The sequence below is a fragment of the Aerococcus viridans genome (assembly GCF_002871935.1).
Taxonomy (GTDB): Bacteria; Bacillota; Bacilli; order Lactobacillales; family Aerococcaceae; genus Aerococcus; species Aerococcus viridans_B.
The window spans coordinates 32,359-46,287 of record NZ_PNHQ01000012.1; the positions used below are offsets into that span (position 1 = coordinate 32,359).

Consider the following 13,929-nt stretch of genomic DNA (forward strand, 5'->3'; position numbering starts at 1 on the left):
TTTATGAGCGAGTTAGTGCTTTAGCGCTTACTCGCTTAAATGCGTCAGAAGTTACGAGTCTAAACGCCCTGTCTCACACCCTGTTCAGTCGGGTTCGTCAGAGCAGCCAGGTGTCCGCTTCAGAAATAGCTTGCGTGATGTGCCATCACTACACCTATTTCTTCCACCGTCTCCTGGCTGAACGCTCTGTCTCACACCCTGTTATTCAAATGTTGTGGTTTCTTCTACAAATAGTGCACTCAGTAATTGTAAAACAATGGCTTTTGTGCCACTCTTATAAATCTCCGTATTCAAATCGTTATCAATAATAGAAGATGATATCTTACCTAACAACAATTCATTTTCCCAGGATAGTGGTTCGGGGGCCAATAATAATAAGATTCTTTTTAATTCAATTGTCATTCGGTCCATTCCCAAGATTTCAAAAGGTTGGTCTAGTTCATAAATAGAGAAGAAAGCTTCCTTTACATGTGGATTCGTCGAGTGGAATAAGGCAATATTTGAATGCGGAATCCCAATAGGCGCTTCCAAATAGCGTTCAACCACTCGTTTTGTCACTTGATTTGGATCATCTACTATCTGCTTGGACAAGCTCTTGATAATTTGTAATAAGCTCGCTTCAATTGTTTCCCTAGATTGGACTTGGTGAATACCAAATTTTTCTAGAATCTTATTGGCTGTATTCACTAATTGATAAAGCCGTTCAAACTGCATATCAGCTAACCCATGTGTCTGTTGACTCGATTGCGTTCGTTCTTTGGTTTGTGATAAGCGCTTAATTTCCTGTCGAATTGCCATAATTTCATCATCCAATAGTAGGGGAGATATCACTTGATAAGGATAGTTAAATCCAGCTAAGAAACTAGTGGATAAAATCAAATCATACTGATCATAATCCACCTTCGACATCTGCGAAACTTTCACAATATCTACCTGCTTCACTTCCGGAATCTTATTGGAAAAACGACTTTCTAAGATTTTGCTAGTCCCGAACCCACCAGCACTCAAGATAACAATTTTTAAATTACGTGATATCGGCTGACGTTCAATAGACGAAGCATAATGAATAATGATATAAGCCGTCTCTTCTTTTGTAAAAGTTACATCCCGAAAAACTTCCTTTAAAGAATGGTCTACTGCTTCATGCAGATTAGGATAGCCCGCAATCATCTTATCTAAGATTATATCATCACTTGAAATTGCTTGATCTAAACGCTTTAAAGCTGCATTTAAATGCGTCAATAAATCTTCAAACAAACGATTGTCCTGTCTAAAGTCATAACCGGTTTTAGTAGATACTTTTCTCGTTAGTTCCGCTACACGGTAGGATAACTCCGTATCAAAGTTATTGGAGAAAATATTTTGTGGACGATTAAAATTCATCCCTTCCAATTGACGCGCAAACATATGACGCTCATTGAAATCAATCACTAGTTTCATTTCTTTGGCAATAATCTCATACATCTGATGCGATAGCCGGATGAAATGACTGGACTGGTCTTTCACTAGAACTTCACTATAAATATTATGCCCTTTTTGGATACGAAAAATATTCACCATAAAACTGATGATAATTGTCTTTAATTGGTTATCTGGTAAGTTAGACAACTTATGATGAATCGCATCTGACTTAAAGACCTTATGTGCCATTTCATATATCTCTCTTGGTATTAATTGAATGAAAAAAGCGTCCTCTGAATGAGGTAACTGATTTTCTTCAGACATTTGATTAAAATAAAGAAAGAAATCAATTTCTTTAATATTGTAATCTAAGAGATTCACGATTAATTGGCGAATAACTGTTTCCTCGCCTTGAACTGTTAAGTCAGCGTGACTAAACGTTTCAATTTGGATATCATACTCACTAAGACTTGATTTTACACTAGCCATATCAGTATTCAATGTCCGTGTACTCACAGAAAAATCATAGGCCATAGCATCAACTGTACTTAAACCTTGACCCAATAAAACCATTAAGGCAATCGCATTTTGTCTTTGAGCCTTAGATAAATCACCATAAGGATGCGCATTGATATGATCACTCAATGCAGCTTTATCCTCATCGCTACCAATTAAGTAATAACCTTCATTTCTCGGCTTATCTAACCGCAAGTTGAGTGGTCTAAGCGACGCTTCAATATGGCTAATTTCACGATACACTGTGCGTTTGCTGATATCGAGTTCCTCTTGAATATCTTGCTGCGTCACACCTTTTGGGTATGCCAATAATAAATTCAAAATACTCTTTTCTCGCTCTGTAAAATACACTTCAATCGCTCCTTAGTCAAAATCTACCTGTTATTGATATGACTAATTTACCTTATCTAACAACTTGCTGTATTGGTTTTGCTCATAAAGTTTTATCACTTCTTCAAATTGAGCTTTTGGTGCAACTTCTTTTGCTGGTTTAGCAGTGTCCGCATCAACAATAATCAAAGTTTGCGGATTATTTTGTAATTGTGCAAATGGCACTGCTTCAGCTAAAAGGTCAGATCCCGATTTCTTCAATTCATTACGTAAGTTTGAAGCTGCCATAACTGAAGCTGATGGTTTATCTTCATGGAAAGGCACTTGAATTAAAGCTACATTTGCATGTACTTCTTCTTCAACACTAGACGCATCTGCTGTTTCAGCTACTGGGCTTGCTGCTTCTTGAGAGGCTGCTTGCATTTCACCTAAGATTTCATCATAACGGTCACCGTCTAGGAAATTCCCCACAGATACGTGAGATGCTAAAGGTGCTTGTCGCTTAGCTCGATCAGTTAATTCTTCTTGAGTGATCACCAGAACACCCGCTTGATTTTCTAATTTCGAAATAGCCGTATTCGTGATAGACATGTCATAACCTAATTTTTTCGCTTTCTTACGTAACAATGAGGCACCCATGGCACTAGATCCCATACCTGCGTCACATGCGAAAATAATGCTGTTAATATCTTCTGGTGCAGGAATTTCACCTTCAACTGACGCTGAGCCAGCATTTGTTTCCTCAGAAGATTGGCCTTTTGAATCTGCCTTAGCTGCTTTTGCTGCTGCTTGGCTTGCTTCAAAGTTATCTTCATCTTGTGCACGGTCCATTTTAATAATTGGCGCCGCTACTAAGAATGAAACAATTGTTGCTACTAAAACACCACCGATTACACCAATATAAGCTCCTGGTGCTGTCATGCCGATAATAGCGATCATTGATCCTGGTGATGCCGGTCCGGTTAAAGCTGCGTTTAATAATTGGAAAGTCAATGTACCTGAAACCCCACCAGCAATAACTGCTAAGAATAATAATGGTTTCATCATAACATATGGGAAGTAAATCTCGTGAATACCACCTAGGAAGTGGATAAGAATCGCACCTGGTGCTGAAGATTTCGCTGAACCTTTACCAAATACTGTAAAGGCCAATAGAATACCTAGACCAGGTCCTGGGTTCGCTTCTAATAAATAAAGAATTGAACGGCCAGTTTCAGTTACTTGTTGTGAACCTAGTGGTGTTAAAATACCATGATTCAACGCATTGTTCAGGAACAAGATTTTTGCTGGTTCAATAAACACATTGGCTAATGGTAATAAGCGTCTTTGAATAATCCAGTCTACACCTGTTGCAAAGATTGTTGTCATTCCGGAAACGAACGGCCCAACAGCGTAGAAGCCAAGTAACACTAATAAGAATCCAATAATTCCGATTGAAAAGTTATTGACCAACATCTCAAAACCTGATGGGATTTTATCTTGGAACTTTTCATCAAATTTTTTAATTAGCCAACCCCCTAGAGGACCTAAAACCATTGCCCCAATAAACATTGGTACTGTTGGTTGACCTGTCACAATTTCTGATGCACCAACAACTGCACCCATAGTAGCGATAGCACCTGTTACCGCTCCGCGTTGGCCATATACCATAGAACCACCAGTATAACCGATTAAAATAGGTAATAGGTAGTCACGCATTGGACCAACTAAGTTGGCTAATGCTTCATTTGGAATCCAACCATCTGGAATGAAGAGTGCTGTAATAATCCCCCACGCAATAAATGACCCAATATTGGGCATAACCATACTGGATAAATAAGAACCTAATTTTTGAATTGACGCCTTTAAACCTGAATCTTTGGTTTTCTCCGACATAAGCGTTCCCCTCCTTTGTTTAATACACCTCTATCTTATCTAGAATCGGAACCGGTTACAATTCATTAGGCATGTAAGTTTGGCACATTTCATCATGACACTTTTTCCTTGTTCCTGTTTCGACCTTTCTATGATAGACTGAAAATAAAGATTCGATCTTGATAAAGGCATATTTTAGGAGGATTATTTATGGATATTAAGATTTTTGATACTGCAAAAGAAGCATCTAAAGAGGTTTTTCATGAATTTGAACAAGCATTAGCCAATGGTGCAACAACTTTTGGTTTAGCAACAGGTTCAACACCAGAAGACTTATATGAATATATTACAGCTTCTGATTTAGACTTTAGCGATGCAACCGCTTTAAACCTAGATGAGTATTATGGTTTATCTGCTGACCACCCAGAAAGTTACGCAACCTTTATGAATAAGCACCTTTTCAGTAAGAAACCTTTCAAAGAAACTTTCATCCCTAATGGTTTAGCAACTGATGTTGAAGCAGAGCTTGCTCGCTATAACACATTATTAGATGAACATCCAATTGATTTACAAATCTTAGGTATTGGACAAAATGCGCATATCGGCTTCAACGAACCTGGTTCTTCTCGCGAGACAAAAACACAATTAGTAGATTTAACAGACAGTACTATTCAAGCAAATGCGCGCTTCTTTGATTCAGTTGAAGATGTACCAACACAAGCCTTCTCAATGGGATTAGCGTCTATTATGCAATCTAAACACATCTTATTATTAGCTTTTGGGGAATCTAAAGCGCAAGCTGTGAAAGATATGATTGAAGGTCCTGTGACAGAAGATGTGCCTGCAAGTTTATTACAAGAACACCCTAACGTAACTGTTTATCTAGATAGTGCAGCTGCAAGTTTATTAAGTAAATAAAGACTTTAAGTTACCTTTAAAATAAAAACAAATAGTCTATGACAAACTTGACGCCAAGTCTGTCATAGGCTATTTGTTTATAAAAAGAGTAGTAGGTTTTCTCTACTACTCTTCAAAAAAGCTATATTCATCTGTTTTATTCTACTGTTACTGATTTCGCTAAGTTACGTGGCTTATCTACATCCAAACCGCGGTCTAGTGACGCATAGTATGCTAGTAATTGCGTTGGAATGACTGATACAAGTGCAGATAACAATGGTTCTACTGCTGGGATGACAATATCGTCACCTTCACGGTCTAATCCTTCCATAGAGATGATTAATGTATTCGCTCCACGAGAACGTACTTCCTCAATATTACCACGAGAGTGAGCAGCGGTATTCTCTTGAGTGATTACACCAATTACTGGCGTGCCATCTTCGATAAGTGAGATTGTACCGTGTTTCAATTCACCTGAAGCGAAACCTTCAGCTTGGATATATGAAATCTCTTTTACTTTCAAGGCAGCTTCACGACTGACTTCGTAGTCAATTCCACGACCGATGTAGAAGGCACTTGCTTTATCAGTGAATAATTCAGTCGCTAATTCATGAATTTCATCTTTATCATCAATTATTACTTGAATAGCGTTAGCGATAATTGATAATTCATATTCCATATCGAATTGCGCTTCAAATCCTAAATCACGACGTAAGGCTTCAGCTAATACAGCCATTACTGCAATTTGACCAGTATATGCTTTAGTTGATGCTACAGCGATTTCTGGACCTGCATGTAATAATAAGGTGTAATCAGCTTCACGTGATAAAGTAGAACCTTTGACGTTTGTGATTGTTAGTGATTTATAGCCTAATTTATTCGTTTGAACCAATACTTGACGGCTATCTGCAGTCTCACCAGATTGTGTTAAGTAAATAAAGAATGGTTTTTCACTTAATACAGGCATATTGTAAGCAAATTCAGATGCGACATGCACTTCAACTGGGATATTTACCATTTTCTCAATGATATTTTTACCTACTAAACCTGCATGCATTGAAGTACCGGCACCGATAATATAAATACGGTCACTCGCTTTAATAGCGTCAATAATTTCTTGATCAACAGTCAATTCGTTATTATCGTTTGTATATTCTTGGATAATACGACGCATTACAGCTGGTTGTTCATCGATTTCTTTAATCATGTAGTAAGGGTATGTCCCTTTATCTAAGTCATTGGCATCTAATTGTGCAGTATATGGCGCACGTTCGATTGTTTCGCCAGCTAAGTCTTTAATTGTAACGTTTTCTTCAGTTAAAATAACCATTTCGCCGTCATGAATTTCAACGTATTGGTCAGTTAAATCAATTGATGCCATTGCATCAGAAACGATTGTATTGAAGTCAGATCCTTTACCAATTAATAAAGGCGATTTATTTTTCGCTGCAAATACAACACCTGGTTGTGCTGAATCGATTAATGCAAATGCATATGAACCCTCAATAATGTTTAAAGCTTTTAAGAACGCAGCTTCAGCATCCAAATCTTCAGTAAGGGCAAAGTGTTCGATTAAGTTAACAGCTACTTCTGTATCTGTATCTGAGTGGAAAGTCACGTCAGATAAGTAGCCTTCTTTCATTTCACGGTAGTTTTCGATAACACCGTTATGTACTAATGTGAAACGACCTGTTGAAGATTGATGTGGGTGGGCATTGCGAACACTTGGTTCACCATGGGTTGCCCAACGTGTATGTCCAATACCTGTATGGGCATCTAATGACATGTCTACTTCACTTTGTAGTTTAGCGATACGTCCTTCTTCTCTAAATAAATGACCATTTTGACCATTTCCATCGACAACGTATACACCTGCTGAATCATAACCACGGTACTCTAAACGCTCTAAACCATTTAATAATACCTCTTGAGCTGATCCATTTCCAATATAACCTACAATACCACACATGTTGCAGTTTCCTCCTAATTTGGCGACATAAAATTAGACCCTATCCGTATAGGTGTCTGATCGCATTTTTTATTTGGCTACTACGTACGTGGCGGTAATTTGATAAGGCAAAATGATGGTCTAGATCATTGATTGCCTTACTTTTTTCCCACCTGTGGATTGTACAACCCCTGAATCATCCGCCGAATATTTCGATCAATTCAGTCCTCGTCACTTGCTAAGCAAGCCTGGCGCTATCCTAAAAAAGCTGTTTAGGATTTTATTAAAAGTAATAGCTCTTTACATTCTATAAATACAAAAAGTTATTGTCAACCACTTTAGATGCCAACGACTATAACTTAACCTTCTCTTAAGAAGATATATAGGTCACCCGCTAACTATATTGCAAAAATACGAAAAGAGCCAGGAATAACCTGACTCTTTCCTATATATTTTAAATAAAGGTTTCTATAATAGAAGAAACTTTATCTTAGTACCAACCGTTTGCATCCCAGAAAGCTAAAGCAGCTTCCCATGAACCATAACGTTCAGCAACATATTTGTCAGCGGCAGCTTCTTGTTCAGCTGGAGATGCACCGTAAGCTACTAATGTAGGGTTTAATTGGTAACGACCATAGTATTGACCGTTAGTAGCAGTGTATGATCCACCTGACTCACGTTGTGCGATGATTTCCTTAGCTGAATTGCTAGAGTATGAAGTAGTTGTAGCAGTAGTTTCTTCTGCTACATAAGTTTCTTCAGCTGGTGCTTCATAAGTTGTTTCAGTTACTTCTTCTTCAGCTACATCGTAAGTAGTTGCTTCTTCAGTTGTAGCATCTTCTACTGTTACTTCGTTAACTTCACCAGTTGTTTCATCTTTTGTAAATGAAAGTTTAGTTCCTGGGAAGATTACGTTAGCATTTTGAATGTCATTGATGGCAACTAATGCATCTACACTTACGTTAGAAGCTTTAGCGATAGCTGCTAAAGTATCACCATATTGAATAGTGTATGAAGTCGTTGTATCATCTGTAGTTTCTAAATCAGCTGAAACTTCAGCCACTGTACGAGCAGACCAAGTAGCTGCTTCTACGTTGTTGTTGTTTGTAGCGGCGAATAAACCTGCTAATGCAAATGACGTACCTAAGATAATTTTGTTCAATTTCATTGATATAATACTCTCCTTATAAGAATACTGCTTTTAAATTTATTTTTAACTGTCTGCTGTCATCTTATTGATGACAAGCTGTTTACCGCATCTATATTGTGCGACTATATTCTAGATGGACACCACCTGTCTCATCCACAAGCAATATGTTAGCACAGGCTTTTTTTTTAGTCATGTAAATCAGGTATCTGTTAAAGCCTCTTAACTGCCTTGAAATTAAATCTGGCATTTTTGAAAACGTTGTGTAAATTTGTAACATTTCTGTAACAGAATAAAGCTAAGGTTATATATATAAAGTGATAAGAGTGATGTTTTTTACAATTTATGACAAATTATTTGAAAAATACACGTTTTTATTATGAATTAAATAAACAAAACTACTCAGAAGCCCCATATATACACGTTTAAATTTGTGTCAATTCGCAATAGTTCTGTAACATAACTTATATTATTTGCGAAATATGCTGTTTAAAGATCAGATAATACAAATATTTAGATAAGCTATCAGGTATTTACGTATCTCAAATCAATAAAAAAGACCAGGCGCTCGCCTAGTCTTCTTGTTTTATATTACTGGGATAGCTGGATTCGAACCAACGAATGACAGAGTCAAAGTCTGTTGCCTTACCGCTTGGCTATATCCCAATGTAATGGAGGGAGAAGGATTTGAACCTTCGAACCCGAAGGAACGGATTTACAGTCCGCTGCGTTTGGCCACTTCGCTATCCCTCCATATATCAACGTATCCTTGAGCATTAACCTCTCAAAAATATCGTACTTAAGTAGTATATCATCAGATATGATAGATTTCAATAGTTTATTTTAAAATATTCAAGACTTTTTTACCTCAGATAATATTGGCTTCATAATGACTTTCTCTACGTCTATTATATAGAAGGAAAATATTTTTCAGATATTGTATCTCTGATTTCTTAAGTTGACGATAGTCTCCTTCCTCTAAATACCCAATACTTAACTCACCTATTTTCTCCCGAAATAAATCAGTTACTTTAACACCACAAGCAAGAAACATTTTCTTCACTTGATGACGGCGTCCTTCTAAAATGGTCACTAAAGCAGTGGAAGTTTGCAAGCTAGTCGAAATGATTTCAAGCTTTGCCGGCTTACAGATAGTCCCATCGTCGAAGACAATACCAACTTTAAATTGCTGAATCATTCTTTCATTAATTGGACCATTTACAGTGACCCGATAGGTTTTTTGGATATCAAATTTTGGTTGTTGAAAGATGTAGTGAAGCTGTCCATTATTAGTAACAAAAACTAACCCGTGGGCGTCTCTATCTAAACGACCGGTTATGGCTAAATTTCCTGGATTTTCAGTTGTTTGAATCAAGTCAATCACCGTTGGATATTGTTGGTCTTTATTAGCTGACAGATATCCTTTTGGTTTGTGTACCAAGTAATAGGTATGGCCAAAATCACTACTAATGACTTGTTGGTCTACAGTAATCACGTGCCAAGCAGGGTCAACAACTGAAGCAAATTGAGTAGTTACAACTTGATCCACAGTCACAAGACCTTTTTTTAATAGTCGCTTGCTTTCTTTTCGAGTAACTTGTTTCGCATCCATAATCAATTGTCCTAGTAACATGACATCCCTCCTTCACTCAAGATTACTTATTGCTATTATTATAAACATTTTTGGGAAATATGTCTTATGTTTCTATCGATAAAAGACTGATATGGTATACTTTATAGTGAAAAAATTAGAATGGAGGATAGACGCATGCAAATAGATTGGTCTAGTATTATTTCCTGGACAAATGTTTTCAATCTTATTGATATTTTAATTGTTTGGTTGTTTATCTACCAGCTTTTGAAAATTTTAAAGAATACGAAAGCTTTCAATATTTTAAATGGCTTTTTTATATTCTTGCTGATTAAGATTATTTCCACGCTCTTTCAATTGAGAACGGTAGATTGGATTATGAATAATATCATCCAATGGTCAGTTGTTGGTGCGATTGTTATTTTCCAACCTGAAATCAGACGTGGATTAGATCATTTAGGTCAACAGTTCTTTGCTGGTAAACGTGGGACTGGTGCTCGTAACCCGAATGAAAAAATGGTACGCGATTTAGTTGAAGCTTGCGAATATATGGGTAAACGACGGATTGGTGCTTTAATTTCCTTACAACGTTCGCAACCCCTAAATGAATTTGCCGCAACCGGTATTCGATTAGATTCAGCTATTTCATCACAGTTACTCATCAATATTTTTATCCCAAACACACCACTTCACGATGGTGCAGTTATCATCCAAGATTTACAAATTACCTCTGCTGCTTCATACCTACCTCTTTCAGAAAACTCAGAAATTCCTAAAGAGTTAGGCACTAGACACAGAGCCGCAGTAGGGTTAAGTGAAGTCACTGATGCGATTACAATTGTTGTATCAGAGGAAACGGGGGGTATCTCGATTACAGAACGTGGCGAGATTACACGCGATTTAAGTCAAGATGAACTGTACACCATACTAGCGGATAACTTTATCAATATTTCTGACGAAGAAACAAATGATAATTTCTTAACCAACTGGTTTAACCAATTAACAGGAGGTGGCAAGTCAGATGATTAATAAGTTTTACAACAATCGCATTGCCCTGTTGATTTTATCCCTAGTCCTATCGATCTTAATGTTTGTCTACGTAAAAGCTGAGCAGTATTCTGAAAATCCAGTGAGTTTCTTTCAGAATGTAAGCGAAGCAACGACAGAAACTATATATAATGTGCCTGTTTATATAGAAGGAAACGTAGATGAGTATTATGTGACTGGGTTACCTGATACAGTATCTGTTAGTTTATCTGGTCCGAAAAACTTAATTGAACAAACACTTGAAGCTGATAATTTCCGTGTCATTACAGAAGATTTAACAGATCTTGGCGAAGGGTCTCATTATATTCAATTACAATTAGATAAAGTTTCAGAAGCAGTTTCTTATGAAATTTCCCCTTCTAGTGTCAATATCTCAATCGATTCCTTGCAAACTACTGAATATCCTGTTCAAGTAGAAATGTCCAATGAATCCGCTGTGGCAGATGGGTACGAAATTACAGATGTTAGCTTGAGCCAAGACAGCGTAACACTTACAGGTTCTACTTCTGATATTGAAAATGTTCGTCGTGTTTATACAGTAGTCAACATTCCTGATAACCTTTCCGAAGACTATACCACAACAGCAACTGTTATCACAGAAAATGCCAATGGTGATATCTTAAATATCAATACTGACCCAAGTGAAGTAGATGTAACCGTACAAGTTTCACCTGAAGGCGTGTCCGTACCTATTGAGGCCAATGTCATCAATGGTAGAGATGGTTATTCATATGAAACCACTATTTTAGACAATGAAAATACGATTTTATCAGGTGATTACGCTACTATAAATAATACGAATAGCGTGACAGCGACAGTTGATGTGTCATCTATTACTTCAACAACAACTATTGATGCCCCTATCGTACTACCTGATGGCGTAACAAGTGCAAACCCTTCTAGCGTCCGGGTCCAAGTAGTCCCAACTCATAACGAGTCTTCCTCAACTTCTAGTACTTCTTCAAGTAGAAGCGAAGATAATGCTAGTTCAGACACCTCTTTAAACGAGCGTGATGCAGAATCTACCACTAGTTCTGAAAATACCAGTAATAGTACAGAATCAAGCATTGAAGAAAATACCGACAGTGGTAGTGATACTGGTGAAAGCAATAGTTCTAGTAGTAGCGAGGTAAGCGTTATAACGGGGGTTAATGATCACTTGCAAAACGGTAACAGCAATGTCCAAGCTGACCAAATACATTCAACTAGCTCAGAAAGCGTCAATGGCTCTCCTAGCGCAAATATGTTTAATGGAATACTTGCTTTTTTAGCTAGTTTTTTCTAGTATTAACCAGTGTAAACTAGATTGCCTTTTTTCTAGACAAGAAATATATCTATGACTTTTGAATATAAAACAGAAAATGTTATACTATTACGAAATCGACAAGAAAATCGATAGTCACTTTCGAAAACAAAGGAGTAAATTATGAGAAAATATTTTGGTACTGATGGGGTTCGTGGTTTAGCGAATGAAGAATTAACACCAGAATTAGCATTTAAATTGGGTCGTTTTGGTGGTCACGTGTTAATGCAACATGCACCAGAAGAAGTAGAACATCCACGCGTTCTAGTTGCCCGTGATACACGTATTTCAGGACAATTATTAGAACAAGCATTAACTGCTGGTTTATTATCAGTAGGAATTGAAGTGCAACAATTAGGCGTTATTACAACTCCAGCTGTATCTTATTTAACTCGTACTTCTGGCGCAACTGCTGGTGTTATGATTTCAGCAAGCCATAACCCTGCTCCAGATAATGGGATTAAATTCTTCGGTAGCGATGGTTTTAAATTATCTGATGCTCAAGAAGAAGAAATTGAAGCTTTATTAGACCAAGAGAAAGATACTTTACCTCGCCCTTCAGCTGAAGGATTAGGAACAGTAATCGCTAACCCTGGTGCAGTTGGTAAATACCTTGAATTCTTATCATCAACTATCTCAGGTGACTTGTCAGGTATTAAAGTAGCAGTTGATGGCGCGAATGGTGCAACTTCTCCATTAGTAAACCGTTTATTCGCTGACTTAGGTACTGATTTTACAACCATGGCAACTTCTCCAGATGGTATCAACATCAACGACGGTGTCGGTTCAACACATATTGAGAAATTACAAGCCCTTGTAAAAGAAACAGGTGCTGATGTTGGTGTGGCTTTCGACGGTGATGGCGACCGCTGTTTAGCAGTTGATGAAGAAGGAAACCTTGTAGACGGTGATCAAATCATGTTCATCTGTGGTAAATACTTGAACGAACGTGGTAAATTAAATGATCAAACAATTGTATCGACTGTAATGTCTAACCTTGGCTTCCACAAAGCTGTTGAAGAAGCTGGCATGAAAGCACCACAAACAAAAGTTGGTGACCGTTATGTAGTGGAAGAAATGCGTGAACATGGTTACAACCTTGGTGGGGAACAATCAGGTCACATTATCTTTATGGACTACAACAACACAGGTGACGGTCTTTTATCAGCAGTACAATTACTACATGTATTAAAAACTTCAGGCAAAAAATTATCTGAACTAGCTAGCGAAATGAAGACTTACCCACAAGAATTAATCAACGTACGTGTAACACGTGAAGGTAAAACAGAAGCAATGAACTCCGCTACTGTACAACAAGTTATTGATGAAGTGAACACAGAAATGGACGGCAACGGCCGTATCTTAGTACGCCCTTCAGGAACAGAGAACCTATTACGTGTTATGGTAGAAGCACAAACAGACGAAGAAGCATACAACTATGCAAAACGAATCGCAGACCAAGTAAGCAAAGAATTCGGCGTAGAATAAAAACAAGGTGTGACACAAACCGTTTAGAAATGAACCGTTGGAAGATTAGTGTAGTGACTGACGCAGTCAGTTACAAACTAATCTGAAACGCAGTCATTTCTGGTTTGTAGAACCCGATTAACAGGATGTGACAAATGTCGCTTAGACTCGTAACAGTGGAAGAAATAAACGTAGTGATGGCACATCACGTAGCTTATTTCTGAAGTGGCACGAGTCTGACATTTGGAGCTCAACTAAACAAGGTGCGAGCGAGACCGCTTAGCTCAACAACACTGGAAGACTAATGTAGTGGCTGATGCAATCAGCTGCAAATTATTCTGAAGCGGACGCTTAGTTGCTCTGACGAACTCAACTAAACAAGGATAGCCACATACTTGTTTAGAATGTGACTATCCTTATTAACAAGG

Annotated in this window: 9 protein-coding genes and 2 tRNA genes; 4 read left to right on the forward strand and 7 right to left on the reverse strand. The window is 37.6% G+C overall.

What is annotated here, in order from left to right:
• Positions 1-201 precede the first annotated feature (201 nt).
• Both CJ191_RS05840 and CJ191_RS05845 read right to left on the reverse strand, forming a co-directional pair.
• Complete coding sequence (locus CJ191_RS05840) at positions 202-2,268, reverse strand: BglG family transcription antiterminator (RefSeq protein WP_257994133.1); 2,067 nt, start codon at positions 2,266-2,268, stop codon at positions 202-204.
• A gap of 42 nt (positions 2,269-2,310) precedes the next feature.
• Positions 2,311-4,122, reverse strand: coding sequence for a PTS mannitol transporter subunit IICBA (locus CJ191_RS05845; protein ID WP_102199265.1), 1,812 nt, complete (start codon positions 4,120-4,122; stop codon positions 2,311-2,313).
• Between the two features lie 189 nt (positions 4,123-4,311).
• On the opposite strand from CJ191_RS05845, the gene CJ191_RS05850 reads away from it, so the two are divergent.
• Positions 4,312-5,019 (forward strand): glucosamine-6-phosphate deaminase, encoded by a 708-nt coding sequence (locus CJ191_RS05850; protein WP_070467086.1) that lies wholly within the window; start codon positions 4,312-4,314, stop codon positions 5,017-5,019.
• A gap of 136 nt (positions 5,020-5,155) precedes the next feature.
• Here CJ191_RS05850 and glmS read toward each other — a convergent pair whose 3' ends face one another.
• The 5 genes from glmS to CJ191_RS05875 form a co-directional block, all read right to left on the reverse strand.
• Positions 5,156-6,967, reverse strand: coding sequence for a glutamine--fructose-6-phosphate transaminase (isomerizing) (glmS, locus tag CJ191_RS05855; protein ID WP_102199266.1), 1,812 nt, complete (start codon positions 6,965-6,967; stop codon positions 5,156-5,158).
• Positions 6,968-7,436: 469 nt separating this feature from the next.
• Entirely contained in the window at positions 7,437-8,114 is a 678-nt protein-coding gene (locus CJ191_RS05860; protein ID WP_102199267.1) for a LysM peptidoglycan-binding domain-containing protein, read from the reverse strand.
• A 573-nt stretch (positions 8,115-8,687) separates the two neighbouring features.
• Positions 8,688-8,759: transfer RNA gene (locus CJ191_RS05865), tRNA-Gln, on the reverse strand.
• A gap of 6 nt (positions 8,760-8,765) precedes the next feature.
• Positions 8,766-8,846 (reverse strand) — tRNA-Tyr (locus CJ191_RS05870).
• A 115-nt stretch (positions 8,847-8,961) separates the two neighbouring features.
• A complete protein-coding gene (locus tag CJ191_RS05875; protein ID WP_070467092.1) occupies positions 8,962-9,726 on the reverse strand; it encodes a pseudouridine synthase in 765 nt (254 codons plus the stop codon).
• 135 nt (positions 9,727-9,861) lie between these two features.
• Here CJ191_RS05875 and cdaA point away from each other — a divergent pair, with 135 nt between their 5' ends.
• From cdaA to glmM, 3 genes are all read left to right on the forward strand, one after another.
• Positions 9,862-10,713, forward strand: a complete 852-nt coding sequence (cdaA, locus tag CJ191_RS05880) for a diadenylate cyclase CdaA (RefSeq protein WP_257994134.1) — start codon at positions 9,862-9,864, stop codon at positions 10,711-10,713.
• Positions 10,706-12,016, forward strand: coding sequence for a CdaR family protein (locus CJ191_RS05885; RefSeq protein WP_102199269.1), 1,311 nt, complete (start codon positions 10,706-10,708; stop codon positions 12,014-12,016). The genes cdaA and CJ191_RS05885 overlap by 8 nt, the downstream gene beginning before the upstream one ends.
• A gap of 141 nt (positions 12,017-12,157) precedes the next feature.
• On the forward strand, positions 12,158-13,522 hold the full coding sequence (gene glmM / locus CJ191_RS05890) for a phosphoglucosamine mutase (protein ID WP_102199270.1): 1,365 nt from the start codon (positions 12,158-12,160) through the stop codon (positions 13,520-13,522).
• Positions 13,523-13,929: the final 407 nt, after the last annotated feature.